The organism is Actinomycetota bacterium (assembly GCA_028698215.1).
Classification (GTDB): domain Bacteria; phylum Actinomycetota; class Humimicrobiia; order Humimicrobiales; family Humimicrobiaceae; genus Halolacustris.
Map to the genome: position 1 here is coordinate 1 of JAQVDY010000021.1, position 25,840 is coordinate 25,840.

Genomic DNA, 25,840 nt, shown 5'->3' on the forward strand with positions numbered 1-25,840 from the left:
CATTCTGCTTTTCAAGGGAATCCAGTTAGAATCTGGAACGGTCCCGCCACTGTATTTGGGTGAGTATTCTTCAATAAGCCACTGGCAATAGCTGGGAAGGCGAAGGGTAAAGTCCCATAAGTCAGGAGACCTGTCTGGCAGAACACAAGTTACACCTCTTCGGTAGAAAGGGAGTAATTTTTTTATTTTAAAAAATTTAAAGGCTCTCTGCTAAAAACGAAGCGGAGGGCCTTTATCTTTTTAGGAAGGAGAGACTATGGCCAGCCTATCTAAAGGTTATGTACAGGTCTATACTGGAAACGGTAAAGGCAAGACCACTGCTGCGCTGGGATTGGCGGTAAGGGCAGCTGGAAATGGAATGAAAGTATTTATAGCCCAATTTATTAAGGGACGTGAATACTCAGAAATTAAAGCCTTGGAGAGATTTTCTAATAATATCCACTTAAGGCAGTACGGCAGGGGATGTTTTATAGACAGGTGCCCTGATGCTAGGGATGTAAGTTTGGCCGGACAGGGTTTAAAGGAAATAAAACTTATTATGGCCCAGGGCCAATACCATGTAATAATCCTAGATGAAATAAACATAGCCATACATCTGAAACTAGTAGAGCTGCAGGACGTAATAGGCCTTATAAAAGACAAGCCATTAGAAACTGAACTTATACTTACCGGAAGGTTTGCTCCCCAGGCCTTAATGAAGGAAGCAGACCTGGTAACTGAAATGAAAGAAATAAAACACTACTACCAACAGGGCATCTTGGCCCGGGCTGGTATAGAGAAATAGGAAGGATAAAAAAATGAAAAGAATATCTACAGCATTTATAGCATTAGCCATTATTTTAACCCTTGCTTTTGGCATTTCCTGCAGCAGCGGCAATGCCCAGAAGGAAACTGGCTCTATTATGGTTACGGATGGCATAGGGATGGAGGTAACCCTCGAGAAGCCGGCAGAAAAGATTATAGTTTTTGCTCCCAGTGTGCTGGAAGTACTGGATAGCCTAAATGCTATGGATAAGGTAATAGGGGTGGATAGCTGGAGTATTGATAGTGGTGAGCCCCTGGCCCAGGGTTTTGAAGCTTATGGGGACTTTAATGGCCCCAATATAGAGAAAATAGCCGAGGCTGATCCGGATTTGGTAATCAGGCTTTCCGGTTCTTCTGAGGAGGATTATGATAAGCTGAGGGCATTAGGCATCACTGTTTACACCTTTGAGGCCCAGAGCCTGGATTGGGCGTATCAGGAGATACTTAACCTGGGATTAATGTTAAATATAGAAGAAGCTCAGCAGCTGAAAGATGAGTTTGAGAGGGAAGTAAATGAAATCTATGCCCAGGTAAAGGATTTAAAACAGGAACACAAGCCTACTGTTTTTTATGAGATATATGACGATCCTTTATGGAGTGCCGGCCTTAATACCTATATAAATGAATTGATAGAGAAAGCAGGGGGTATCAATGTGGTAGCCAAGGATGGTCTGGAAGGTTATGCTGAGTACAGTGTGGAAAAAGTTTTGGAAAACAACCCACAGATAATGATTGCCGGAGATGGAGGCATGTATGAAGCCAAAACAGCAGACATAATTTTAAAGGACAGCAGGTTTTCTACGGTTTCTGCAGTAATAGAGGGTGAAGTATATATAGTGCCGGAGAACTCTATAGTTAGGCCTAACCATAATTCGGTTAAAGGCCTTAGCATGCTGGCCAAGGCGTTTCATCCTGAAATTTTTGGTTCATTTGAGATAATAGAGTAATATATGGTTAACTATATAGTGAAAAGTAATTTTACTCCGGTACAGAAAGGTATTTAATGCATAAAATATATTTTCTGCTAGGAGGAGCCAGGAGCGGAAAAAGCTCATATGCTGAAGAGCTTGCAAGTTCCATACCCGGCAGGGTGGCCTATCTGGCTACTGCCAAGATAACTGACAGTGAAATGGAAAAAAGGGTGGAAATTCACCGGATGAGAAGGCCAGGAGGCTGGAAAACCATTGAACTTAAAGATAAGTTTCTAAAGCCGGGTAAGTTAAAAGAACTGAATCTGGAAGGCACGGAAGTGCTGATAGTGGACTGTATAACCAACCTGCTTTATCGCTTGTTGGAAGACCACCAGCTGGACCAGCTGAGCATAATACCTAACCAGGTGGAGCAAAAAATCGAGCAGGAAGTAAGTGATTATTTTGATTACTTCTGTACCTATATAAAGACAATTAAAGCCGATGTTATACTGGTCTCCAATGAAGTGGGCATGGGACTGGTACCTCCTTACCCCTTGGGCAGGGTGTTCAGGGATCTCATGGGTACCATAAACAAGCAGTTGGCTTTGGTAGCGGATGAAGCCTATTTTTTTATAGCAGGAACCAGGCAGAGGTTAAAATAATGAGGGGTTTTCTAAATGCAATTGGTTTTTTAACTATTTTCCCCCTGCCGGGAAGATACGGCTACCAGTCCAATTTTTCGCCTGCCCTAAGCTATTTTCCCCTGACAGGGCTTTTATTGGGTATAATCATATCTTTAATTTTCTGGATATCCAGCTTGCTGCTGCCGGCCTTGGTAGCTGCAGCCCTAGCGGTGGTGGCCGAAGCCTTGCTTACGGGAGGCCTGCATTATGACGGCCTGGCAGATGTGTTTGACGGTATTTTTTCTGGGGTAAAAAAACCGGAAGGCATAATGGCAATCATGAAAAAAAGTGATATCGGTACTTTTGGGGTAATGTCAGTGGTGCTGGTACTGTTGTTAAAGGTTAGCTTGATTTACTACCTGTACATGCATCATAGCCATAATGTCTTCTCTTTTATAGCTGTATTGGCTTTTTCTTTTTGCTGGGGACGGTGGTCCATGGTCTATGTAGTTGCCAAATACCCTCCAGCCAGCAGACAGGGACTGGCAGCCCGGTTTTATTCCCCTGTAAACAAAACCAGGTTCATAATAGCTACCTCCTATGCCTTAATAGGGTATGTGGTAGTAGTTTTAGCTGCCCAGGCCGGGGGGCCAGGTTTAATGTCTGCCTCTATTTCAGCAGTGCTGCTAATAGGAATTAAAGCCATAATAGCTTTTCTGGTTAGTTTCCTGGCAGCAGCAGCTTTTAGCCAATTCTTATCTAAAAAATTGGGAGGCATAAACGGGGACGCAGCGGGAGCTGTATCCCAGGTAATGGAAGTTACCTTCCTTTTATGGTCATTAATGATGGTATTTTAAATTGAGAAGAACTATTAAATACACCATAATATTGCTGTTTATACTTTTGGCTTTAGCCCTGGTGGCAGCTTCCTTGGGTTCTGCCAGCATTTCCCTTAAGGATACGGCTAAAATCATCGGCAGCTATATACCGGGCATTAGAAACCTGATAGATGCCAGCCATATAAGTGCCAATGAATTTGCCATAATTTCCCAAATCAGGCTTCCCCGGATTATAATTTCGGTACTGGCCGGGATTGCTTTAGCTTCCAGCGGAGTCATATTTCAAGGAATCTTTAGAAACCCCATGGCTGATCCCTATATTATAGGGGTGTCAGCAGGGGCATCGTTTGGAGCTACTATCGGGCTTATATTTGCTTCAGGTATCCGGTTGGCATCTATTTCTTTAGTAAGCCTGTTTGCTTTTGCTGGGGCACTGGGAGTAACTTTTTTAGTCTATAGTATCAGTAGGACAAAGGGCAGGGTATCAGTATTGACCCTGCTGCTGGCAGGAGTAGCCATCAGTGCCATGTTAAGCTCTATTAATTCCTTTATACTGATGTTTCAATCCCAGGACCTGGCCAGGGTGGTATTCTGGCTTATGGGAAGTTTTACTGCAGCCAGCTGGCAGCAGCTGGCCATAATTGGACCTATTATTATAGTACTGTTTATTGTTGCTGCTTTCTTTATGACTGAACTGAATATTATTTCTTTAGGGGACCAGAGGGCAACCCAGCTGGGAGTAAATACCGACCAGGTAAAAAAGATACTGCTGGTGCTAGCTTCCCTGATTGCGGCAGCAGCGGTATCGGTAAGCGGCATAATTGGTTTCGTGGGCCTTATTACCCCCCATATTTTAAGGCTGATAGTAGGTCCCGACCACAAAATCCTTTATCCTACTTCAGCATTGGCGGGAGGAATTGTCCTATTAGCTTCAGATACCTTGTCCCGCATGGTGCTGGTTCCCCGGGAGATACCGGTAGGCATTATCACCTCTATAATAGGAGTGCCTTTCTTTATTTACCTGTTGGTTAGGTCTAAAAGGCAGGTGTTTTAATTGGACATGCTGTCTTTATCCAACCTCAATTTTTCCTATAATGGAGCCCCGGTCTTAAAAGATATCAGTTTTAAGGTGCAGGAACGCCAGTTTATATCTATACTGGGTCCCAATGGCAGTGGTAAGTCTACCCTTATAAACATTATAAGCAGGGTGCTGAAAAACTATAGGGGCCAGGTCATTGTTGCCGGAAAAAACCTGGCTGGACTTCATCCCCGGCAGGCAGCCAGGCTGGTGGCAGTAGTACCCCAATCTACCCATCCCGGATTTGACTTTACGGTAAAACAGATTGTAGCTATGGGCAGGTACCCTTACCGGGACCGGCTGGAAGCCGGTAGCAGTGCCGATAAAAAGATAGAAGATATAATAGAGAAGGTCCGTATACAAAATTTGACCCACCGAAAATACCATGAATTGTCCGGGGGTGAAAAACAGAGGGTAATAATTGCCCAGGCCCTGGTACAGGACACGCCCTTGCTGCTGTTGGATGAGCCTACCAGCCATTTGGATATTAATTTTCAGATAGAGCTGATGCAGCTAATAAAGGACTTAAATACCATTGATGGAAAGACGGTAATAGGTATTTTTCATGATATTAATCTGGCCATACAGTATGCGGATAAGGTGATGCTGCTAAAGGAAGGAAATCTGTTTGAGTATGGTACGGTAAATGAAGTAATTACTACTGAAAACATTGAAAGGGTGTTTGGCAGTGAGGTTTATGTAGCTAAAAACCCCTTTAGCGGCAAACTTTATGTAAATCCTACCTTCAGCCTGTCAACAGGGGCGGGCAGGGATTTAAAGAACATAAGGGTACATGTGATAGGGGGAGGGGGAGCAGCTACTTCAGTGCTTAACCTGCTCCACTCGCAAGGCTACCGCCTCTCCTGCGGGGTGGTAAATAATCTGGATACCGATCAGGGGACAGCACAGAGGCTGGGCATTCCTTTTGTAAGTGAGGCCCCTTTTTCGCCCATAAGCCGGCAATCCCAGGACCGTAATTTAGAATTTATAAAGGGCAGTGATTATGTGATATTACCTTCGGTAGCAATTGGGAATGGTAATTTTTCCAACCTGGCTTCTGCCCGGCAAGCCCAACAAATGGGCAAGAAGGTAATAATAATGGGAGGTAAAGACATGTCGGGCCGGGATTATACCCAAGGCAAGGCATCCGTGCTGTTTGAGGAGATAATAGAAGCAGGGGCAGAAGTGATTTCCTCAGAGTCCCAGCTGCTCGGTCTTTTAGCCAAGCCAAAGGGCCACAGTTGAGTGGTTGGCTTAGCTTGAACTTAAACTTTAAACCAATAATATATATCAAGTTTATAAATAACGGTTTATTAATAAACCTAAATTTAATAAAATTTAAATTATGAAAAACAAAAAAGGCCTGGTACTGGTTAATACCGGTGACGGCAAAGGCAAAACTACCGCTGCCCTGGGACTTGCTTTAAGGGCTGCTGGGCACCAGCAGAAGGTTTTGATACTGCAATTTATAAAAGGCTGCTGGATTTCTGGGGAAGTTAGGGCCATAAGCAGCATACCCCAGATAGAAATAAAGCAGCTGGGTTCAGGGTTTATACCTTTTAAGCAGGGTAAGCCCCTAATAAATCCAGAGTTGAAAATGGAAGCAGAGCAAGCCCTGCAGTATGCCCTAGAGCAGGCTAAAAACAGTTCCTATGACCTAATCATTTTAGATGAGATAAACAACATGGTAGATTATGGTCTGGCCAGTCCGGAACAGGTATTAAATATAATAAATAATAAAAAACCGGAAATGGTGTTAGTGCTTACCGGCAGAAATGCTCATCCTAAAATAATAGAAGCTGCGGATACAGTAACTGAAATGAAACAGATAAAGCATGCTTTCCAGCATGGTATAAAGGCCATCAAGGGAATAGAATACTAACAGAAAGGAACCAATATGGAATGCAGAAAAGAGCAGAACCTGAAAATCTGTAATTGCAGCTATGAACCCTGTCCCCGCAAAGGCATATGCTGCCAATGCATAGAATATCACCGGAACATGGGCGAACTTCCTGCCTGCTATTTTGGACCTGAGGCAGAAAAGACCTATGACCGTTCTATACAACATTTTATAAAATTAAACAGTTAGGCCATGGCGGTAAAAGCATTAGAGATAAACAATTTATCGGTAACCCTGGGCAATAAAAAAATATTAGAGGATATCACCTTTTCCATAGATGAAGGGGACTTCTTAATTATTATAGGACCTAATGGGTCCGGTAAGACTACCCTAATTAAAGCAATCCTTAATTTGGTTCCCTACAGCGGCCAGATAAAAGTGTTTGGAAAGGCGGCATCCGGACTGCATAGCTACCGGGGTGTTGCTGGTTATGTACCCCAAAAATTTGAATTTGACCGCACCTTCCCGGTTACAGTGGCAGAAGTTATAGCCATGTCCCTGGGATCAGGCAAAAAAAAGAAGGACTGGGTAAAAGAAAGGGTAGAGTGGGCTTTAGGCCAGGTAGGGATGTCCGGCTACGGCGGGGTTAAGCTGGGGACCCTTTCCGGGGGCCAGATACAGAGGGTATTAATAGGGAGGGCAGTGGCCAGCCATCCCCGTATCATCTTCTTTGACGAGCCTCTGGCGGGGGTTGATGTTAAAGGCGAAGACAGCTTCTACCACCTTATAAACCATCTAAAAGAGAGCCAAAAATTAACGGTAGCCCTGATATCCCATGACGTTACAGTAGTAAACCTGTATGCTGATAAGGTAGCGGCTTTAAACCGTATTCTGGTAGGATTTGGACCGCCAGGCCAGGTACTGGTCCCTTTAAAATTAGAAAAAGCTTACGGCAAGGGTTTTGGCATATTTAAGCATAAGGAGTGCCTGGAAAAACCACAGGAAGAGCTTACTGCCGATGATATTAAAAGGTGCAAATTGTACGGAGAGTGATATGGCAGATTTTTTTATATATCCTTTTTTACAGAGAGCCCTTGTTTCCGGACTGGTCATAGGCATTACCTGCTCCCTGATAGGAGTGTTTGTGGTACTCCAGAAAATGTCTTTTTTTGCCAATGCCATAGCCCACTCTTCTCTGGCAGGTATTGCGCTGGGTTTTCTGATAGGAATAAATCCCATGATCAGCGCGGTAATATTTGGCATAATCATTGCCCTACTTATCTCTTACCTTAAGAACAAAAGCACCCTTTCGGTGGATACCATAATCGGTATATTTTTGCCCACTTCCATGGCTATAGGGGTATTAATAATAGGACTGTTAAAAAGCTATAAACCGGACCTGTTAAGCTACCTGTTTGGAAACATATTGGCCATAGACCGGTTTTACATGTATCTATCTTTAGGGCTGGGGTTGGCAGTAATCCTTATTATGGCCGTATTTTTTAAACCCTATATGTTTATGGCTTTTGACCGGGAGCTGGCTGCCCTGCAGGGGGTAAAAGTAGTGGTATACGATTACCTATTTGTAATTATGGTAGCAGCTACCGTGATTATCAGCACCAAGGTGCTAGGCATAATCCTGGTAAGCGCTTTGATTGTAATTCCTGCTGCCTCTTCCAAAAACATTAGCACCAATTTTACCCAGATGGTAGTTTTCTCAATTATATTTGGATTTCTTTCCAGCCTGCTGGGGCTGTTTTTATCCTATATTCTAAACCTGGCGTCAGGGGCTACCATCATCATGGTTAGCGCTGCTATATTTTTTATTACTTTGGCTTGCAGGAAAGCGAGGCTATCTTCATGAACCTATACCAGCATCAGTTTGATACTACTATAGGCAGACTTTATTATGTATGGGATGGACAAGAGAATCTATGCTATCTTGGAAATGACATTAAACGGCTGGACCAGTTTAAGAAGCTGGCCAAATCAAGCACCGGGCTTGGAGGCTGGCCTCAGCTGGAAGAAGAAATATATAGGTATTTGGCAGGCCAGTTAAAAAATTTTAAAATAAACACTAAATTATTGTATGGCTCACCCTTTTTTCGAAAGGTACTGGACAGCTTAAAGACAATAGGATACGGGCAAATGGTCAGCTACCGTGAGCTGGCAGGCCTTTCCGGCAGCAGTAAAGCCTGGAGGGCAGTGGGTACAGTGATGGGCAAGAACCCTATAATGATTATCATTCCCTGCCACCGGGTAATAAAAAGCAGCGGCCAGGCGGGAAACTATTCAGCAGGTATACCCATAAAGCATTTTTTGCTCCAACTGGAATCTCCCAAAGGCCATTAATCCCAGAATATGCTTTTGGCCGCACCCAGGGCCCCGGGGTTAAAATCATAGGCGGCGCTGGCTTCGCAATGTACTGCATATCCGCACAGGCTGCAGTTGTAGCTGCTTAACCGGTGCTTGAGGTAACAGCCGTAATGAAGTGTTTGGTCAGGCTCTGTATTGGCTATCAGAAAATCATGGCATTTCCAGTGGTTATCCTTTAAAGACTCCAGGCAACTAAAGGAATCCAGGACGGGATAACCCTCTTTTTTTAGCCTGATAAGCTTATCTAGAACCTTTGTCCGGTCGCTGTAGTCCAAAGGCAGTGTTTTTATACCGGGAAAGGGGTAAATAAATTGGACAGTTACCCCAAAAATCTTTCCCTTTAAAAACCGGACTAGTTGTTCAATATAGAGGTAATTTATGCTGGATATGGTAATATTGGCTATTATTTTCATATGGGGATGTGCGGCTATATTATCCATAATATGGTCAAAACAGGTTCCCCTAATCTGGTCATGAATCTGGCGGGGGCCATCCAGGGATACAAAGTAAAGGTCAGGATTGGCCCGGTCTAAGTCCAGAATCCCATTGGTGGTAATTCCCACTGAGAAAAAAAGGGTTTTAGCTTTCTCCACCAACTTATCCAGGTGGGGGTAGAGCAGGGGTTCCCCTCCTTCAAATATCACTAGCCTTACTCCTTGGCGGTAAAGCTTTTGCAGCAGGGCTTCTGCCTCCTTTATATCCATATAGGCAGGTGAAGGCTTATTCCAAAAAGGGCAGTGCGAGCATTTAAGGTTGCAGCGGTAGGTAACTTTAAAGCTGGCCAAAAGCGGTTTACGCTGGGCGGCAAATAACCTGGCTTTTAAGGCATAACCCGCCAGATAAAGGATTTGACTAACCTTTGATCTACCTATTGTCAATTTAATTACCAGTTCTGTAAATAATGAATTGATAATATCATGGGCAAGCTTTAAAATATAGTTGTTAGAAGTAAACAAAGGAGCAATATTGGGTTTTATGGAAAACCTCAGGAAGTTTTTTTCTCCACCAGTTTCTACCTCTAATTTTGTAGAGTTTAAAGTAAAATGCGAGCGTTGTGGAGAAGAGATTGAAGTAAAAGCCAGGAAAAGCAGTGACATTGCCAGGATATATGAAGATGAGGGCCCTTCCGGAGCCTCCTTTTATTTACGCAAGGAGATCCTGGGCAATAAATGTAATAATCTTATCTATGTCAGCATGTATTTCAGCCCTTCTTTTGAAGTACTGTCCCGGGAGGTAAAGGGAGCTGAATTTGTGGATTAATTTAGATATAAAGCAAGTTTTATGTTAAACTTTTGAAGTTACTTTATACATAGGCCAATAAAGATGGAGAAGAGCAAAAACCTATCGGTGTTAATCCTTGCTGCCGGCAAGGGAAAACGAATGAAATCTTCCAAGCCTAAAGTCCTACATCAAATTTTATCCAAACCCATGCTCTACTATATTTTAAACAGCGTTTATGGGCTCTGCCCTCTAAATGTAGTAGTAGTAGTAGGCCATCAAAAAAATCTGGTGAGAAAATACCTAAAAGATAATTATCCCCAGGCTTTGACCATAGAGCAAAATCCCCAGCTGGGAACCGCCCATGCCGTCAAATGTGCTGCTTCCTTAAAAAGGGAGATGGGCAGTTTGGTTCTGGTGCTGAGCGGAGACTGCCCCTTGATATTAAAAGATACATTGAAACAGCTGGTAGCAAGGATGACTGGTACTGGCAGCAGCGCTGCCATATTAAGCACCGAGGTGGAAGACCCAACCGGTTACGGGAGGATAATAAAGGATAGCAGGGGCAAGGTACTAAAAGTGGTAGAGCACAATGATACTACACCCCGCCAGCAATCAATTAATGAAATCAATACCTCCATATACTGTTTTGACCGGGATAAGCTGTTTGATAAAATAGAGGAAGTAGGTTCAGACAATTCCCAAAAAGAGTATTATTTAACCGATGTGATAGAAAAGATGGTTAATTCAGGCCAAAGGGTAACCACCTATAAATTGCAGGATTCGGTGCAGGTGCTGGGCGTAAATGACCGGGCCCAGCTGGCGGATGCTGAAAAAGTGATAAGACAGAGAATAAATTACAGGCTCTCCCTGCAGGGAGTAAGCATAAAAGACCCGGCCCAGACCTATATACAGGATACGGTTACTATCGGAATAGATACAGTAATAGAGCCTTGCTGCTTTATTGAGGGCAATACATCAATTGGAACTGGCTGCCGGATAGGGCCTTTTACCCAGATTAAAGATGCTTCCATAGGTAAAAATACCACCATAACCAATTCGGTAATAGAAGGTTCCCTGGTAGGGGAGCATAACTACATTGGACCTTTTAGCTATCTCGGTCCCGGAGTAGTAACTTCAAGCCATCAAAGCTGTAAAAGTTATTACAACCTGGGGTGCGGGGATAGCGAACTGGTTAAGGGTAAGAGGAAAAGCTAAACAGGGTTTTGCTTAAGGCAGGAAGATAAAATAAATATAAAAAATTTAAATTAAAAGGGAGACATTAAATGAGAGATTATCCTACCAACCGCAGAATGATGCTTTTTTCAGGCTCATCTAATATTGCGCTGGCCGAGCATATAGCTGAGCAGCTGGGAGTCTCTTTAGGCAGGGTAGACCGTAAAAAGTTTAAGAACGGTGAAATTTATGTAAAGTTTGAAGATAGCGTAAGGGGCGCTGATGTATTTTTGATACAAACCTGCAGCGAGCCTGTAAATGACTACATCATGGAACTGCTTATAATGATAGATGCCTTAAAAAGGGCTTCTGCCGGGATGATAAATGCAGTAATACCTCATTATGGTTATGCCCGCCAGGATAAAAAAGCTGAAGGAAGGGAACCTATTACTGCCAAGCTGTTCGCGGATTTGCTGGAAGTGGCCGGTATGGACAGGATGATAGTTATGGACCTGCATACTGCTACCATACAGGGATTTTTTGACGTACCGGTAGACCACATTACAGCCATTCCCATCCTTGCCAAGTATTTTAGAACCTTGAATATCACTAATGGGGTAGTGGTAAGCCCCGATGTGGGAGGGGTTAAAAGGGCTAGTATTTTAGCTAATCAGCTTCATTATCCCCTGGCCATATTTGATAAGAGAAGGCCTTCCCAGAATGTGGCAAAAATTGAGCATTTGGTAGGAGAAGTAGAGGGCAAAGATGCAATTCTGTTTGATGACATGATTGATACCGGGGGAACCCTGGTAGAAGCCATTGAAATGCTGCTGGATAATGGTGTAAAAAGGGTATTTGCTGCTGCTACCCACCCCATATTTTCAAATGATGCCATACATTTGCTCCAGAATTCCAGGGCAGAGCAAATAGTGGTGGCAGATACCTTGCCTATAAACCGTCCTTATAACCATGATAAAATAAAAGTGGTTTCAGTGGCGTCCCTGCTTGCAAAAACCATAAAAAAAGTTTATCATTGCAAGTCTGTAAGCGAGTTGTTTAAAGGTGAAAATCTGGTTTAATTAAATTAAAGGTAGGTGCAATAAATGGAAAGTTTAAGCTTAGTTGTAGATAAGAGGGAAGATAAAGAGCTGGGAAATAATGCGTCCAAGAGGCTCAGAAGGGATCATTTTATCCCTGCGGTAATGTATGGTCTGGCCAAGGAGCCACTGACCCTGAAGGTGGATGCCAAAAAATTTAGCCAGGTAATAAAAGGCAAGGGTACGGCAAACCTTATCTTTGACCTTTCAGTTAACGGTTCGAAAAAGAAGGAAGCGGTAATTTTAAAAGATATTCAGAAGCATCCCATAACCAGGGACTTTCTGCATTTGGACTTCCTAAGGATTGAAATGGCCAAGGAAGTAGAAACCCAGGTGCCCATACAGATAATTAATGACGATATTGCTGTGGGGGTAAAAGAAGAAGGCGGAGTAATGCAGCATAGTCTAAGAGAGCTCCATATAGCCTGCTTGCCTATGGATATTCCGGAAAGTATTGTTTATGACATTAAAGACTTAAAGCTGGGAGAAACAGTTAAGGTAGAGGATTTGAAAGTGGGCGATGAAGTCAGGATCATTAGCGACCCCAGTGAAGTTATAGTATCTATAATCCATCCTTCTCAACTGGTGGAAGAAGAAGTGGAAGAAGAAGTCGAGGGTGAACCTGAACTGATAGGCAGGGAAGGGGAAGAAGCAGAAGAAGCCCAAGAAAAGCCTGCGGAAGCTTCAGAGGCCCCGGAGCAGGAATAATAAATCAGACATGATTTTAATAATAGGCTTAGGTAATCCTGGAAAACAATATGAATTGACCAGACATAATGTGGGATTCATGGCGGTGGACAGGATTGCTGGTAACTTTAAGGCCGGCAGTTTCAGCAAGTTTAATGCAGAAATTTTTCAGTTCAAATACGGCCAGGCCAAATTAATGATGGCCAAACCCCTAACCTTTATGAACAATAGCGGCAGCGCAGTAGCTGCCTTGTTAAAACATTATGATATCCAGACTGGCTCTCTGCTGGTAATGCATGATGATATGGACATAGAGCTGGGTAATATAAGGTTCAAATCAGGGGGAAGCACTGCCGGGCACAAGGGCCTGGAGTCAATAGTAAAAGCTACTGGCAGCCAGAGGTTTAACCGGTTGCGGATAGGCATAGGGAGGCCTCCCGGCTCCCAGGATCCTGCAGATTATGTGCTGGAGCCTTTCAGCTTAAAGGAAACAGAAGAGCTTGAATTTGTGTTTAACACTGTTTCTGAGAGTATTGAGGATTACCTGGAGAGCGGCTTGGACTATGTGATGAATAAGTATAACTAAGCTAAATACATTAGAATTAATTTTTGACTTTCCATTCAAACATGTTACTTGATCTATTTTGTACCCAGGATGAGTTTAATAAGGTTTTAGACCTTGTGTCCCGTAAAAAAGACCATATGAGTATCGGTACCCAGGAAGATATATGGCCTTTTCTTATAGCCTTTTGGGCTAAAAAATTTCAGGGGCCATTGCTGGCCATAACTTCTACCCGGGACCGGGCCCAGGAGCTGGCAGTAGAAATATCGGGGCTGCTTTCATGTCCGGTATTAAACTTTCCCAGTCCGCCTACTTCCATCTATTATAAAAATAAACCTCCGGACTTACAGCAGATTGCTCCCCGGCTTAAGGTTCTAAAGGAGGCCTCGAAATGCAAATGCCCCCTGGTAATAGTAGCCAGCATAAATGCCTGCCTTAACCTGATGAATCCCCAGAAGTTAAAAATGGCAAAACCACTGCCGGTTTTCCAAGGTAATACCTTGGATAGAAACCAACTGGTTAGCTGGTTGCTGGAACAGGGCTATGAACGGGTAAATATGGTTTATGACCGGGGTGAATTTAGTATTAGGGGGTCAATAGTAGACATATTCGATGTAACCATGGATTCTATGCTGAGGCTGGATTTCTATGGGGATGAAGTAGAAAAAATATATAGTTTGGATCCGGCAACCCAAAAAAAACTGGCTGAGCATAAAGGAACAGAAATATTTCCCTATTTTGATCCCTGGCAGTTAGAAGCGGGTAAAAACATAATGTCTCTGCAACAATATTTAAGGGGGCAGTGTAAAAGTCTCACCGTAGCTGTTTGTGATCCGGTAGAAGTTAAGGTAAAAATGTCCAGTGACCGGGATATTTTAGCCAAAATATTGGAAGAGGACCTGGAAAAAACTGTTTTGGATAAGATTGACCAGCTGGACCAGTATCTGCTGGCTTCCGAAGCTATTGGAGATTATGCTTCAGCATTACTGGAATTAAATTCGGCTGCAGCGGTTAATGCCAGTGAAATAAAGCTGGGTATAGAAGGGCAGAAAAGAAGTTTTGCCCAGCCAGAAACATTTATAGAGAATTTGAAAAAGGATTTTAAGCTTAAAAAAAAGGTCTATATCGCGGTTTCCAACCCCAAGAGAAAAGAAAAAATTAAAAAAATAATAACGGAAAACGGGTTATCCTTTACACAGCAGGGCCAGGGCCAGTCCAGGGTAGCCCTTTTGCTGGATAAAAATTTGCTTCATGGTTTTAGGACCAAGAAGGTATCTGTTTATGGAGAATTGGATATTTACCAAAAACAGGAAATCATTGCCCGGGATGAAATCATCCAATCCTTGCAAGAGCTGGAAAGTTTTCAGCGGGGACAATACCTAGTACATAAGACCCATGGCATAGGCAGGTATGTGGATATAGTGTCCAGGCAGGTAGGGGGATACAAAAAAGACTATTTCTTAATAGAATATGCCAACCGGGATAAGCTTTATGTCCCTACCTGGCAGGCAGACCGTATTACCCGCTACATTGGCCAGGAAAACCCCCAGATAAATACTTTAAATTCAAGGCAATGGGAGCAGCAAAAAAGGAAAGTCAGAAATTCGGTAAAAAAGCTGGCTTTTGATCTTTCCCTGCTGTATGCTCAGAGGCAGGCCATGGAAGGGCATCCCTTTGTAGTGGATACGCCATGGCAAAGGGAAATATCTAATTTGTTTCCTTTTACTGAAACCCCCGATCAGGTAAAAGCCATTGAGAAGGTAAACCAGGCCATGGCCCAGCCCAAACCCATGGATATGCTGGTTTGCGGAGATGTTGGCTTTGGAAAAACTGAAGTGGCTATCCGGGCAGCTTTTGCTGCTATCGAATCGGGAAAACAGGTAATGATGCTGGTGCCCACTACTATTCTCTCTGATCAGCATTACCAGAATTTTAACCAGAGATACCGGGACTATCCGGTACAGCTGGAGGTACTTACCAGGTTTAGGAAAAAAAGCAGCCAGAATAAAATTATTGAGGCTTTCAATCAAGGCAAAATAGACATGTTGATAGGAACTCACCGGATTTTGCAAAACGACGTAAACCCCCCTAACCTAGGTTTGATTATCGTGGATGAAGAGCAAAGGTTTGGTGTGGGCAGTAAAGAAAAGATCAAACTGTTAAAAAAGAATGCGGATGTTTTAACCCTGACCGCTACCCCTATCCCCAGGACCCTGTATATGTCTTTAACCGGAATAAGGGATATGGTGGCCATAAATACCCATCCTGAAGGCAGGAACCCCATAGAGACTTTTGTAGGGGAAAAAGATGATTTGGTAGTAAAGCAGGCCATAGAAAGGGAGATTGGCAGGGGCGGCCAGATATATTATGTCTTTAACCATATAAAGGGTATACAGAGTAGGATGGAATACCTTCAGAGGCTGGTGCCCCAGGCCAAAATCGCCCTAACCCATGGCCGGATGAAAGGGGAAAAAATTGAACAGGTGATGTCTGATTTCGTGGATAGGAAATACCATATACTGCTTACTACCACCATCATTGAATCTGGAATGGACATAAGCAATGTTAATACTTTGATGGTGGAAAATGCCCATAATTTCGGGCTTTCCCAGCTTCACCAGTTAAGGGGAAGAGTGGGAAGGTCCACCGAGAGGGCTTATGCCTATTTCTTTTATCCCAAGATGAAAAATTTAAGCCTGACTTCTTTAAGGAGGTTAAAGGCGCTGGCAGAATATACGGATCTGGGTGCCGGCTACAGCATAGCTTTAAGGGATATGGAAATCAGGGGAGCAGGGGAGCTGCTGGGTCCCAGGCAGAGCGGGCATATGGGAAGTGTAGGTTTTGACATGTATTGCCAGATAATTAAAGAGGAAGTGGCTAAGCTTAAGGGCCAGGAAGTAAAACAGGATATCAATGTCCAGATAGAAGTGCCGGTGAGTGCCTATATTCCCAAGAGTTTCATACCTAAAGAAAAAGACCGCTTAAACCTATACCGTAACCTGGGCCAGGCTGAAAACATAGGCAAGATAGAGCAGTCTGCTGAAGCCATAAAGGATAGATATGGTAATTTACCTCCCTCGGTTTCCAACCTGATATACCTTGCTAAGATAAAAAACCTAATGCAGCAGGCAGAAATATCCAGCATGGTCTACCACAACCAGAACCTAATATTTAAAAAGCTCAGTTTGGATATGGGTACGGAAAAATTAAAAAATATCGATCCCCATTTATCCTATAATCACCGGGGGCGCCAGCTGGTCCTAAAAATAATTGACAACCATATCAATTTAGGTTTAGTTTATAATATCCTAAATGTTATAATAAACACCATAGATTTGAAAAAGGAAAAGAGGTTATCAAATTGAAAAGAGCTATTTTATGGGGCACATTTTTTCTTTTATTGGTATCAATAATTGCCCTTACCGGCTGCACCCAGGCAGCAGCGGTGGTAAATGGGGAAAAGATAGATTCTAAAGAAATTGACACTTATTTTAATTTCTTTAAAACTCAGGATACCCAGGGCTTACTTGACCAGGACCAGCAGGCTGTTGATGATATGCAAACTAATATCCTGGACTCGTTGATAGTGGTAAAACTGCTGCAGCAGTATGCCCAGCAAGAGGGGATAGCGGTAAGCGATGAAGATGCAGAAAAACAGCTTCAAGAAATAATTGCCACCTATCCTTCTGAACAAGAGTTTGACCAGGCCCTAGAGACTATGACTATTGACCGGGGATTTTTAACCAGGGAATTAAAAAACCAGCTACTCCGAGCTGCTATCTTTGACCAGGTAACGGCAGAGGTGGAAGTTACCGCAGAAGAAGCACAATCCTTTTATGAGGAAAACAAGGAAAGCTTGTTCCTGGTTCCGGAGAAAATTGAAGTAAGCCATATTTTAGCTAAATATGAGGTGGAGGAAGGCCAAACTGAAATTACGGAAGAGGTAAGGAAGGCAGCCAGGGATAAGATAGAATTTGTTCAGCAGGAGCTGGAAGAAGGCCAGGACTTTAAACAGGTCGCACAGGAATATTCAGACGATACCGCTTCCGCTGAAAATGGCGGGGAACTAGGTTTGGTGGCCAAAGGAGAAATGATAGAGTCATTTGAACAGGTAGCATTCAGTTTAGGTATAGGGGAAATTAGCGATATTGTTGAAACTGAATACGGCTATCATCTTATTTATGTAACTGATAAACAGGAAGAGTATATCAAGGATCTTGACGAAGTTAAGGAGACGGTAATAGCCTATATTGAAAATGAAGAGAAAAACCAGGTATGGGCTGACTTTATATACAGCTTAATTGATATAGCAGAAATTGAGTATAAGACCGATATCAAGAGCCAGTTAAATGAAAAGCCCCCCATTGAGGGAGGGGATCAGCAATAGTGAATTTTAGTCCGGAAGAGATAAACAAGATAGAAAATAGTGAAGAATTATTTACTTTGCTGCTGTCTGTAATGGAAAAGCTTAGGTCGGAGCAAGGTTGTGTATGGGATCGGGAGCAGGACCATGGAAGTCTTAAAAATAACCTGGTTGAAGAAACCTATGAAGCGGTGGAATCAATAGAAAACCATGACTGGGATTCCTTAAAAGAAGAATTGGGGGATTTATTGCTGCAGGTGGTATTTCATAGCCAAATAGGTAAAGAAGAAGGAAATTTTAACATCAATGATGTTTTAAAAGGAATAATTAACAAGCTGGTTAGGCGCCATCCCCATGTATTCGGCTGCCAGCAAGTAGACAGTTCCCGGGAAGTGCTGGAGAACTGGGAAGTTATAAAAAAGAAAGAAAGAAAACAGAAAAACCAGGAAGATAAAACCATCTTTTCCGGTATTCCCCGCATCCTTCCTGCCCTTCATTATGCTAATGAAGTCCAGAGAAGAGCCGCCAGGCTGGGCTTTGACTGGGATAAACCGGAGCAGGTTCTGGAAAAGGTAAAAGAGGAAACAACAGAGCTGGAGGATGAACTACCTATAGGTAACCTGCCAAGAATTGAGCATGAAATAGGGGATCTTTTATTTTCAGTGGTTAACTTAAGCCGCAAGCTGGGCCTGGATGGTGAGTACATCCTTAAGGAAAGCACCAAAAAATTTACTGAGCGGTTCAATTTTATGGAAGAATATGCAGCTAAAAACAATATGGATTTTAAATCCTTGCCTTTAACTGAAAAGGATAAGTTATGGGAAATAGCCAAAAAATCCCTTTAAACCAAAAAGTAAAGGTCGTTGCCACAATCGGTCCTGCCTGCAGTGAACCATATATGCTGCAGTCTATGATAGAAAACGGTTTGGATATTGCCAGAATCAATACTTCTCATGCCGGGGAGAAGGAAGTTACTGATCTGGTAGGACTGATAAGGAAAATTTCAGGGAAACTGGGTACTAATACTGCTATTATGATTGATCTCCAGGGCCCCAAGATAAGGATCGGAAAAATGGAACAGGATTTGATGGTAAAGAGGGGAGATATATTAAGCTTTACCCCCCAGCCGGTTAAGCAGGTCTATGATCCTGATAAGGGTATTATGCTGGAGGTAAGCTACAGCAAGCTTATTGAGGACATTAAAAAGGAAGGGACCCTCTATATTGATGATGGCCTCATTGAATGCAGGATATTGGAAATAGACAAGCGGCAATCTTTAGCCCGGTGTGAAGTCATAAGAGGAGGAATGATTCAATCCCATAAGGGCATTAACCTTCCCGGCGTACGGCTAAGTTTGGATTCGGTTACCGAAAAGGATCTTTATTTTTTAGATTTAGGCATAAGCCTGGGAGTTGATTTCATCGCCCAGTCTTTTGTAAGGGAAGCTCATGATATTGAAATAGTAAGAAAGGCTATAAAAAAGAAAAAAGGCACCCAGATGATAGTGGCTAAAATTGAAAAACATGAAGCTATTAATAATTTTAGTTCTATATTGCAGCAGGCAGATGCCATAATGATAGCCAGAGGTGATTTGGGGATAGAAATCGATGAAGAAGATGTTCCAATTCTGCAAAAAAAGATAATCAAGGAAACCAACCAGGCAGGTAAGCCGGTCATAACCGCTACCCAGATGCTGGATTCCATGATGAGAAACCCCAGGCCTACCCGGGCAGAAGTCAGCGACGTGGCCAATGCCATTCTTGACGGTTCTGATGCCATCATGCTTTCGGGAGAAACCGCAATTGGAAAGTACCCCTTAGAGTCACTGCAAATGATGACTAAGATAATAAATAAAACCGAACAGGAATTAGAAACTGGCTCGTGGTTAAGGCAGAAAGGAGGCTCTGACCAGGATACCATAACTGAAGCCATCAGCTCAGCTTCCTGTGAGATTGCAGACAGGGTACAGGCTAGCACCATAATTACCTCTACCCAGTCCGGCCATACTGCCCGACAGGTGGCCAAAAACAGGCCCCGGAGCATCATAATTGGAGCCAGCCCTTATGACTATGTAGTAAGGCAGCTGATGGTAAGCTGGGGCGTTGTACCGGTAAAAACCAGTTTTGCCGGCAATATAAGTGAAATTATAAATGAAGCCATACAGGCAGGCAAAAAAGAAGGTTACTTGCATAAAGGGGATACGGTAGTAATTACAGGCGGCATACTGGTAAATAAACCGGGAAGTACAAATTTCATCAATGTCAAAAAGATAGACTAATCTTCAGTGAATCTTAATTTCTTAAGTTTTTTATTATCACCGATAAGGGTGATAATATCGTTTTCTTTAAACTTATAGTCCACTGGGGGAGGAGATTGTATGCTCTGTTCCTCTGACTTTACGCTGATTATGGTGACTCCGTATTTATGCCTTAGGTTAAGTTCAATTAAGTCTTTACCTACAATCATGGCAGGAGCTTTCAATTCTATGATGCTTATTTCAGGGCTTACTTCCAAAAAATCAATAATATTGGAGCTGGTAAGGCTTCTGGCCACTCTTTCTCCCATGTCTTTTTCTGGATAAACAATTTTATCAGCGCCTACTTTGTACAGCACCCTGCCTTGGGTTTTGGTTCCTGCCTTGGCAATAATTTTTTTAGCGCCTTTTTCCTTGAGCAAAAGAGTTACCAAAATGGAGTTTTGTATATATTTTTCACCTATACATACAATGCAGGCTTCAAAATCAGGTATTCCAATGGAGCTTAAAATATCTACATCAGTAGCATCACATTTCATGACGTCAGAAATTTCCTCTGATACCCTTTGTATACGGTCCTCTGACTGATCTATGCCTACCACGCTATGTCCGTCCTGGGTAAGGGTACGGGCTACGCTGGCTCCAAACCTGCCTAATCCTATAACCAAAAACTGTTTCTTCATGACTTAACCAATAGTAATACTTTCTTCCGGATAGATAATTTTGTCCTGCGTTCCCCGGATAGCAATAGCTATGGACAAAGTGCTGATACCAATTCTACCAATAAACATACACAGTATCAATATAATCTTGCTTCCTACAGATAGAGACATGGTTATTCCAGTGGAAAGACCTACCGTACCAAAGGCAGATATTACCTCAAACAAGGCCGCTACCAGGGTACATTTTTCAATAATCAATATCCCTATTGTAGAAAATACTATAAGTACGATAGCGGTAAAGGTAATGGTTAGGGCTCTCCTTATAAGCTGGGCAGGAATTCTTCTTTTAAACAAGGTTACCTGCTCCCTTCCCCTTAAGGTAGCCAGGCTCCCTGCAGTAACTACGGCAAAAGTGGTAGTTTTTATACCGCCTCCAGTACTGCCGGGGGAGGCGCCAATAAACATCAGGATGGCTATGAAAAATAAGGTAGCCGGGTTTAGTTTTATCATCTTAACCGTATTGAATCCTGCTGTCCGGGGGGTTACAGATTGGAATATGCTGGTAAATATTTTGGTGACCATATTCTGGTTGCCAATGGAATCGGGGTTTCTAAACTCCAGTAAAAAAAACATTAGCGCTCCAAATGCCAATAGGGAACCTGTAATAATCAATACCAGCTTGGCATGAAGGGACAACTGCCTGGTTTTCCAGTAGGTAATCAGCTCTGACATTACCGGAAAACCCAAGCCCCCTATTATGATTAAACCTATTACTATCAAGTTAATGGGTATATCTGCAGCAAAGGCTTCCAAACTATTGGAGTATAATGAAAAACCTGCATTGTTAAATGCGCTTACCGAATGAAAACCACTGAAAGTTAAAGCACTTCTAAAAGGATAGGAATATTTAAAATATAATACCAAAGACATTAATAGAAATCCTATAAATTCAAAAGCAAAAGTTACTGAAGCAATCAGCATAAAAAACTTATAAGCGCTAAAAGACTGCTGGCGTCCAAAACTGCTGGTAAGGTAAAATTTATCCCTTATATTTATTTTTCGGCCCAGTATTAAACCAAATATGGATCCTACGGTCATAATACCCAGACCCCCCAGCTGGATCATTATCAAAATTACCGTCTTACCTAAATCAGTAAAATAGGTAGGAGTATCCTGTACTATTAGCCCGGTGACACAAATAGCTGAAGTGGAAGTAAACAAGGCATCAATGTAGCTCATATTGCCGCTGTTAGTCATCTGGGGGATGAGCAGTATTGCTGATCCTATTAATATGGCAGAAGCAAAAGCAAACAGAACCTGTTTTGCAATTTGGTTCTGGGTTTTTGAGGAAAATAGGGGTAATTCTTTCATTTTTTTATTGTACTTTACATTAAACAGTTATTTTATTAAATTAACCATACAAATACAATAATATTTTTTTAATGCCTCTTGATGTAAATAAGAACAGGTATTATCATAAAGTTAATTATAAAAATAAAAGTTGAAAAAAATATAGTACAATTAATAATAACTACTTAGTTTTTTTACTTAATAATGAGTAAAAGAGTAAAAGTCATAAGCACCCTTTCCAGGAAGGTAAAGCTCAACATTCTGGTAATCATGGTTTTGCTGTTTATAGGAGTAACTGTGTTCCTATCCTTAAGCCAGGTTTCCAAATTAATGGAAGAAAGGGAAAAGGTTCTGGAGCTGCAGGAAAAGTTAAGCTGGACCAGAAATGAAAATATAAAACTACTGGCCCAGGAAAAAAGCCTTTATTCTGAACAAGGAGTGGAAAGGGAAGCCAGGAGCCAGTTTAATATGACCAAACTGGATGAACAAAATTATTTTGTAGTAGTTGAACAGGATGCTGCCGCCAGCATTAATCAAATGGTGGTATATTCAAATTCTGATTTATGGGAGAATATTAAAATATTTTACCATAATGAAGTTAAAGAAAACTAACCCATGAACACTGCAGCCATAGACGTAGGCACCAATTCAACCCGACTGCTTATAGCAGACATCAAGGATGGAAAGCTTAATACCCTGGTTAGGACTATGGAAATAACCCGTCTGGGAAAAGATTTGGGCCAAACCGGCGTTATATCTGATGTATCTGCTAAAAATACTATAAGGGTATTAAAACGGTACCAGCAGCAAATGCTTGATATGGAGGTTACCAGTTACAGGGCAGTAGGAACCAAAGCCTTAAGGACAGCTAAAAACAGCCATTGGTTCCTGGAGCTTTCCCGGAGGCAGGCCAATATAGTCATTGAAATTATAACCGGAAGGCAAGAAGCTGGTTTAAGTTACAGGGGAGCCATAGCCGATGTTGATATAGGAAGGATCATCAAAAAACCTCCAACCAATGCCCAGGATTGGCTGGTCTTGGATATAGGCGGTGGAAGTACTGAACTTATTATTGGCTCAGGACCTGAACCGCGCAAAGACATGAGTTTGGAAATAGGCTGTGTAAGCCTTACCGAAAGTTTTGATATAGACTATGCTGCTATGGAGGACTATACCTTGAACTATATCAGCAACAGCTTAAAAGAATGGCGGAACAGTAAATTTAAGGCTTCATTAGGACTGGCTGGTACTATAACCACCCTGGCTGCCATCGATTTAGAACTTAAGGTCTATAATAGGGATAAAATACACCATCATATACTGTCTCTGGATAAGGTAAAAGAGCAATACCAGAATTTAAAAAAGATGGACCTGGCCCAGAGAAAAAAATTGGCTGGTCTTCATCCTAAAAGGGCAGATATAATAGTAGCTGGATCCTTCATATTGCTGGCCATAATGGACTTGTTGGATCTTAATTATATAGTGGTCAGCGAGTCAGATATTTTAGACGGAATTATTTACAGTATGTCTGATTTCTGATAGAATATTCTAACTTAAATGCCCGAGTGGCGGAATTGGTAGACGCAACGGACTTAAAATCCGTTGAGGTTTTTCCTCGTGCCAGTTCGATTCTGGCCTCGGGCACCACTTTTAATTAACTCTCTACCAACAACGGGGGCAACCCGTTAGTTAATATCATAAAGCTCGCCCTCTCAAACCGTATCTGGTCCAAATTAATACATGCAGAATAGTCTTATTAGCATTTAAAGGGAATAAGAGCTGGAAGGAAAGACATTGCAAAGAGCATAACTTATACAGTTTGCCCTAGCTGCTTATAGTCCAGCTAGAATAAAAAAGGCCCCAACGAATCTTTTGCCATGGCTTTCACACTTTAGGCTAATCAACACATTGGGACCCTAAAAGTAAAAGCAATACGGTATATCTTTAAAAGATGCTAATTACTATTTACTTTCTTTCGTCTGTAAAGTTCCTTGCCTTTTAAAGCTACCTAACTTTTACTTTATATGTTCATCATAGCAGACCTGTCAAGGGTAGGATTGATTATATCTTACATATAGATGATATTCAGCCAGATAAAAATACTTTAACAATTCAGTTTAAGACCTGATTTAAATATAACCTTAAAATTTTAAATAAAGCTGCTATTGAACCAAAATAAAGATTATAGGGTGTCTCGATAGTTCTAAGGGCATAATTATTAAAATTAAAACTAAGGCTTCTGGCAAGTAAATAAAAAATTTTGATGTTGGTATTAATTTCAGCTCTAATTTAGGAATAATAATACCATACCCCATAATCAATTTTTAAATAACAGTATTTCTTCTGGGCCACCTGGGAGAAATTATAGTTACTTAAAGTTATTTGATTTAGAAAGTATAATTATTATAAAACCTAGCTGGTTTAGAAAGAATGGTAATACAATATACAGTGAGTATAGTTGGTCTAGTTATGATAATAATTTATTCAATTTTTTAATTAGGAGGTAAAAATGGATAATGGTATTGTTCTGGCAATGATTGGTTGCGGGACCATAGGAAAATTTCATGTAAAAAATATCAGGCAAAATTTTTTTAATGTGAAGATAAAATATATTTGTGATGTCGATATAGAAAATGTTAAAAAATGGGCTATTGCTGAAAATTTTGCTGGTGATACCATATTTACTCCAAATTACGAAGAAATTTTGAAAGATAAAGAAGTTAATGCCGTAGCTGTTGCCACTCAGATTACCCAGCATGCAGAAGTGCTTTTAAAAGCCGTAGAAGCTGGCAAAAATGTATTTTGTGAAAAACAAATAGGGGTAGATCCTGTACAGGTAAAAAAAGCTATTGATGTCGCTGGTAAGAATAAAATAAAACTACAGGTAGGTTTCCACCGGCGTTTTGACTTAAATTATATTAAAGCCCGGGAGATGATTGCCAGAGGCGACATAGGTGACATTCATATGGCCAGGGCCACTACCAGACTTCCGGAAGTTCTTCCGGCAAGGTATTTAAAAAAAGGACTTTTTGCCGGTCATTTTAACGAAGTAACCAGTCATGATTTCGATATACTAAGGTATATTACCCAATTAGAAGTGAACGAATTATATGCTGCAGGCACAGTACTGATAGAGCCAAAATTTGCCGAAATAGGTGATTACGATACCATAATGGTTACCCTTCAATTTGATAATGGTTCCATAGGATCCGTGGATGGAAGCATGCAGGCCACTTACGGTTTTGATCAGAGGGTAGAGGTGTTTGGATCTAAGGGATGTATTTTTGTTAACAATAAAATTCCCACCCAGCTATTGTTGTATAATGATAATGGAGGGACAGTGGATAAACTTGTAGATAAAGCTTGGTCAAGCCAGGAGAGTTACGGCTTGTTCTATATGGATAGATACCATAAGGCTTTCATTAAGGAATTTGAGGAATTTTTCAAGGCTATAATTTATGACACAGAGCCTATATGTACTGGTATGGACGGCTTGAAAAATATCCTTATATGTAATGCAGCTAAAGAATCGGCAGATAAAAATATTCCCATAAAAATTGACTACGGTATCTGCAACTGAAAAAACAAGTACACAATCAAGACACTATGTTATAAAGAGTAGTGTAATTAGGTAGCGGCCAAAATGCATAAAAAAACCCCAGGTTATCTTTCACCTTAGCTTTCGCTTTGGTTACCGAACATCCCGGGGTTCCTACTTAGAATTAACTAAGTAGAATAAATATAATATACAACAGAGTACGTAGGATTGTCAATAGTAAAAAGAAAAATTTTAATAATATTTAAATATTATTTTTTTTCTTAATAAATTCAGTCCAGGCATTATTTTCAAACACCAGTTACCGCTTGTTTTAATTAAAAACGGAAGCAGCAGCCAGCTGAAAGATTTAAGCTTAAAAGAGGTTAAATTTATTGCCGGGGGAAAAGCAGCTCAACTAGTGGGTTTTCAGTAATCTCATCAATAACTATTGCCAGTAAAGAT

General features: G+C 41.6%; 26 protein-coding genes, 1 tRNA gene and 1 riboswitch. Of the genes, 24 read left to right on the forward strand and 3 right to left on the reverse strand.

Features of this window, described 5'->3' with window-relative positions; all coding sequences use genetic code 11:
- Positions 1–153, forward strand: a riboswitch (cobalamin riboswitch). This riboswitch is flagged as partial in the annotation.
- A gap of 103 nt (positions 154–256) precedes the next feature.
- The 11 genes from PHN32_06715 to PHN32_06765 all read left to right on the forward strand — a co-directional run bounded on the left by PHN32_06715 (position 257) and on the right by PHN32_06765 (position 8,447).
- Entirely contained in the window at positions 257–784 is a 528-nt protein-coding gene (locus PHN32_06715) for a cob(I)yrinic acid a,c-diamide adenosyltransferase (GenBank protein ID MDD3777280.1), read from the forward strand.
- Between the two features lie 13 nt (positions 785–797).
- Complete coding sequence (locus tag PHN32_06720; protein ID MDD3777281.1) at positions 798–1,751, forward strand: ABC transporter substrate-binding protein; 954 nt, start codon at positions 798–800, stop codon at positions 1,749–1,751.
- A gap of 56 nt (positions 1,752–1,807) precedes the next feature.
- Entirely contained in the window at positions 1,808–2,377 is a 570-nt protein-coding gene (cobU, locus tag PHN32_06725; GenBank protein ID MDD3777282.1) for a bifunctional adenosylcobinamide kinase/adenosylcobinamide-phosphate guanylyltransferase, read from the forward strand.
- On the forward strand, positions 2,377–3,195 hold the full coding sequence (cobS, locus tag PHN32_06730; GenBank protein ID MDD3777283.1) for an adenosylcobinamide-GDP ribazoletransferase: 819 nt from the start codon (positions 2,377–2,379) through the stop codon (positions 3,193–3,195). Before cobU ends, cobS begins: the two co-directional genes overlap by 1 nt.
- Position 3,196: 1 nt before the next feature.
- Entirely contained in the window at positions 3,197–4,231 is a 1,035-nt protein-coding gene (locus tag PHN32_06735) for an iron chelate uptake ABC transporter family permease subunit (protein ID MDD3777284.1), read from the forward strand.
- A gap of 6 nt (positions 4,232–4,237) precedes the next feature.
- Positions 4,238–5,500 (forward strand): ABC transporter ATP-binding protein, encoded by a 1,263-nt coding sequence (locus PHN32_06740; protein ID MDD3777285.1) that lies wholly within the window; start codon positions 4,238–4,240, stop codon positions 5,498–5,500.
- 100 nt (positions 5,501–5,600) lie between these two features.
- Complete coding sequence (gene cobO / locus PHN32_06745) at positions 5,601–6,137, forward strand: cob(I)yrinic acid a,c-diamide adenosyltransferase (protein ID MDD3777286.1); 537 nt, start codon at positions 5,601–5,603, stop codon at positions 6,135–6,137.
- Between the two features lie 15 nt (positions 6,138–6,152).
- A complete protein-coding gene (locus PHN32_06750; GenBank protein ID MDD3777287.1) occupies positions 6,153–6,344 on the forward strand; it encodes a DUF6485 family protein in 192 nt (63 codons plus the stop codon).
- Positions 6,345–6,347: 3 nt separating this feature from the next.
- A complete protein-coding gene (locus PHN32_06755; GenBank protein MDD3777288.1) occupies positions 6,348–7,148 on the forward strand; it encodes a metal ABC transporter ATP-binding protein in 801 nt (266 codons plus the stop codon).
- 1 nt (position 7,149) lies between these two features.
- On the forward strand, positions 7,150–7,959 hold the full coding sequence (locus PHN32_06760) for a metal ABC transporter permease (protein ID MDD3777289.1): 810 nt from the start codon (positions 7,150–7,152) through the stop codon (positions 7,957–7,959).
- Entirely contained in the window at positions 7,956–8,447 is a 492-nt protein-coding gene (locus PHN32_06765) for a methylated-DNA--[protein]-cysteine S-methyltransferase (protein ID MDD3777290.1), read from the forward strand. Before PHN32_06760 ends, PHN32_06765 begins: the two co-directional genes overlap by 4 nt.
- Here PHN32_06765 and PHN32_06770 read toward each other — a convergent pair.
- The gene (locus PHN32_06770; GenBank protein MDD3777291.1) at positions 8,444–9,349 is read right to left on the reverse strand and encodes a radical SAM protein; all 906 of its coding nucleotides are present in this window, start codon (positions 9,347–9,349) and stop codon (positions 8,444–8,446) included. The genes PHN32_06765 and PHN32_06770 overlap by 4 nt on opposite strands.
- 97 nt (positions 9,350–9,446) lie before the next feature.
- Between PHN32_06770 and PHN32_06775 the strand changes: the two genes are divergently transcribed.
- The 9 genes from PHN32_06775 to pyk all read left to right on the forward strand — a co-directional run bounded on the left by PHN32_06775 (position 9,447) and on the right by pyk (position 19,852).
- Positions 9,447–9,731 carry a hypothetical protein gene (locus tag PHN32_06775; protein MDD3777292.1) on the forward strand — a complete coding sequence of 95 codons (285 nt, stop codon included), beginning with the start codon at positions 9,447–9,449 and terminating at the stop codon, positions 9,729–9,731.
- 63 nt (positions 9,732–9,794) lie between these two features.
- Entirely contained in the window at positions 9,795–10,907 is a 1,113-nt protein-coding gene (gene glmU / locus PHN32_06780; protein ID MDD3777293.1) for a bifunctional UDP-N-acetylglucosamine diphosphorylase/glucosamine-1-phosphate N-acetyltransferase GlmU, read from the forward strand.
- A gap of 68 nt (positions 10,908–10,975) precedes the next feature.
- Positions 10,976–11,944: a ribose-phosphate pyrophosphokinase gene (locus PHN32_06785; protein MDD3777294.1), complete on the forward strand. Its 969-nt coding sequence runs from the start codon at positions 10,976–10,978 to the stop codon at positions 11,942–11,944.
- A 24-nt stretch (positions 11,945–11,968) separates the two neighbouring features.
- Entirely contained in the window at positions 11,969–12,670 is a 702-nt protein-coding gene (locus tag PHN32_06790) for a 50S ribosomal protein L25 (GenBank protein MDD3777295.1), read from the forward strand.
- Between the two features lie 10 nt (positions 12,671–12,680).
- On the forward strand, positions 12,681–13,235 hold the full coding sequence (gene pth / locus PHN32_06795) for an aminoacyl-tRNA hydrolase (GenBank protein ID MDD3777296.1): 555 nt from the start codon (positions 12,681–12,683) through the stop codon (positions 13,233–13,235).
- A gap of 41 nt (positions 13,236–13,276) precedes the next feature.
- Positions 13,277–16,576 (forward strand): transcription-repair coupling factor, encoded by a 3,300-nt coding sequence (gene mfd / locus PHN32_06800; GenBank protein ID MDD3777297.1) that lies wholly within the window; start codon positions 13,277–13,279, stop codon positions 16,574–16,576.
- Positions 16,573–17,598: a peptidylprolyl isomerase gene (locus tag PHN32_06805; protein MDD3777298.1), complete on the forward strand. Its 1,026-nt coding sequence runs from the start codon at positions 16,573–16,575 to the stop codon at positions 17,596–17,598. The genes mfd and PHN32_06805 overlap by 4 nt, the downstream gene beginning before the upstream one ends.
- Positions 17,598–18,419 carry a nucleoside triphosphate pyrophosphohydrolase gene (mazG, locus tag PHN32_06810; protein MDD3777299.1) on the forward strand — a complete coding sequence of 274 codons (822 nt, stop codon included), beginning with the start codon at positions 17,598–17,600 and terminating at the stop codon, positions 18,417–18,419. Before PHN32_06805 ends, mazG begins: the two co-directional genes overlap by 1 nt.
- A complete protein-coding gene (gene pyk / locus PHN32_06815; GenBank protein ID MDD3777300.1) occupies positions 18,392–19,852 on the forward strand; it encodes a pyruvate kinase in 1,461 nt (486 codons plus the stop codon). Before mazG ends, pyk begins: the two co-directional genes overlap by 28 nt.
- Here pyk and PHN32_06820 read toward each other — a convergent pair.
- Together PHN32_06820 and PHN32_06825 are read right to left on the reverse strand one after the other, a co-directional pair.
- Positions 19,849–20,511 carry a TrkA family potassium uptake protein gene (locus PHN32_06820; GenBank protein MDD3777301.1) on the reverse strand — a complete coding sequence of 221 codons (663 nt, stop codon included), beginning with the start codon at positions 20,509–20,511 and terminating at the stop codon, positions 19,849–19,851. The genes pyk and PHN32_06820 overlap by 4 nt on opposite strands.
- Positions 20,512–20,514: 3 nt before the next feature.
- On the reverse strand, positions 20,515–21,861 hold the full coding sequence (locus PHN32_06825; protein ID MDD3777302.1) for a potassium transporter TrkG: 1,347 nt from the start codon (positions 21,859–21,861) through the stop codon (positions 20,515–20,517).
- Positions 21,862–22,044: 183 nt separating this feature from the next.
- Between PHN32_06825 and PHN32_06830 the strand changes: the two genes are divergently transcribed.
- The 4 genes from PHN32_06830 (at position 22,045) to PHN32_06845 (ending at position 25,420) form a co-directional block, all read left to right on the forward strand.
- Positions 22,045–22,452 (forward strand): cell division protein FtsL, encoded by a 408-nt coding sequence (locus PHN32_06830; GenBank protein MDD3777303.1) that lies wholly within the window; start codon positions 22,045–22,047, stop codon positions 22,450–22,452.
- Between the two features lie 3 nt (positions 22,453–22,455).
- The gene (locus PHN32_06835; GenBank protein MDD3777304.1) at positions 22,456–23,379 is read left to right on the forward strand and encodes a Ppx/GppA phosphatase family protein; all 924 of its coding nucleotides are present in this window, start codon (positions 22,456–22,458) and stop codon (positions 23,377–23,379) included.
- 20 nt (positions 23,380–23,399) lie between these two features.
- Positions 23,400–23,487: transfer RNA gene (locus tag PHN32_06840), tRNA-Leu, on the forward strand.
- Between the two features lie 862 nt (positions 23,488–24,349).
- Positions 24,350–25,420: a Gfo/Idh/MocA family oxidoreductase gene (locus PHN32_06845; GenBank protein ID MDD3777305.1), complete on the forward strand. Its 1,071-nt coding sequence runs from the start codon at positions 24,350–24,352 to the stop codon at positions 25,418–25,420.
- Positions 25,421–25,840: the final 420 nt, after the last annotated feature.

What these genes read in the sequence shown, in the direction of transcription:
- PHN32_06715 (MDD3777280.1), top strand. Translation starts at nt 257, where the DNA reads ATGGCCAGCCTATCTAAAGGTTATGTACAGGTCTATACTGGAAACGGT.
- PHN32_06720 (MDD3777281.1), top strand. Translation starts at nt 798, where the DNA reads ATGAAAAGAATATCTACAGCATTTATAGCATTAGCCATTATTTTAACC.
- cobU (MDD3777282.1), top strand. Translation starts at nt 1,808, where the DNA reads ATGCATAAAATATATTTTCTGCTAGGAGGAGCCAGGAGCGGAAAAAGC.
- cobS (MDD3777283.1), top strand. Translation starts at nt 2,377, where the DNA reads ATGAGGGGTTTTCTAAATGCAATTGGTTTTTTAACTATTTTCCCCCTG.
- PHN32_06740 (MDD3777285.1), top strand. Translation starts at nt 4,238, where the DNA reads ATGCTGTCTTTATCCAACCTCAATTTTTCCTATAATGGAGCCCCGGTC.
- cobO (MDD3777286.1), top strand. Translation starts at nt 5,601, where the DNA reads ATGAAAAACAAAAAAGGCCTGGTACTGGTTAATACCGGTGACGGCAAA.
- PHN32_06750 (MDD3777287.1), top strand. Translation starts at nt 6,153, where the DNA reads ATGGAATGCAGAAAAGAGCAGAACCTGAAAATCTGTAATTGCAGCTAT.
- PHN32_06755 (MDD3777288.1), top strand. Translation starts at nt 6,348, where the DNA reads ATGGCGGTAAAAGCATTAGAGATAAACAATTTATCGGTAACCCTGGGC.
- PHN32_06760 (MDD3777289.1), top strand. Translation starts at nt 7,150, where the DNA reads ATGGCAGATTTTTTTATATATCCTTTTTTACAGAGAGCCCTTGTTTCC.
- PHN32_06765 (MDD3777290.1), top strand. Translation starts at nt 7,956, where the DNA reads ATGAACCTATACCAGCATCAGTTTGATACTACTATAGGCAGACTTTAT.
- PHN32_06775 (MDD3777292.1), top strand. Translation starts at nt 9,447, where the DNA reads ATGGAAAACCTCAGGAAGTTTTTTTCTCCACCAGTTTCTACCTCTAAT.
- glmU (MDD3777293.1), top strand. Translation starts at nt 9,795, where the DNA reads ATGGAGAAGAGCAAAAACCTATCGGTGTTAATCCTTGCTGCCGGCAAG.
- PHN32_06785 (MDD3777294.1), top strand. Translation starts at nt 10,976, where the DNA reads ATGAGAGATTATCCTACCAACCGCAGAATGATGCTTTTTTCAGGCTCA.
- PHN32_06790 (MDD3777295.1), top strand. Translation starts at nt 11,969, where the DNA reads ATGGAAAGTTTAAGCTTAGTTGTAGATAAGAGGGAAGATAAAGAGCTG.
- pth (MDD3777296.1), top strand. Translation starts at nt 12,681, where the DNA reads ATGATTTTAATAATAGGCTTAGGTAATCCTGGAAAACAATATGAATTG.
- mfd (MDD3777297.1), top strand. Translation starts at nt 13,277, where the DNA reads ATGTTACTTGATCTATTTTGTACCCAGGATGAGTTTAATAAGGTTTTA.
- pyk (MDD3777300.1), top strand. Translation starts at nt 18,392, where the DNA reads ATGGGAAATAGCCAAAAAATCCCTTTAAACCAAAAAGTAAAGGTCGTT.
- PHN32_06820 (MDD3777301.1), bottom strand. Translation starts at nt 20,511, where the DNA reads ATGAAGAAACAGTTTTTGGTTATAGGATTAGGCAGGTTTGGAGCCAGC.
- PHN32_06825 (MDD3777302.1), bottom strand. Translation starts at nt 21,861, where the DNA reads ATGAAAGAATTACCCCTATTTTCCTCAAAAACCCAGAACCAAATTGCA.
- PHN32_06830 (MDD3777303.1), top strand. Translation starts at nt 22,045, where the DNA reads ATGAGTAAAAGAGTAAAAGTCATAAGCACCCTTTCCAGGAAGGTAAAG.
- PHN32_06835 (MDD3777304.1), top strand. Translation starts at nt 22,456, where the DNA reads ATGAACACTGCAGCCATAGACGTAGGCACCAATTCAACCCGACTGCTT.
- PHN32_06845 (MDD3777305.1), top strand. Translation starts at nt 24,350, where the DNA reads ATGGATAATGGTATTGTTCTGGCAATGATTGGTTGCGGGACCATAGGA.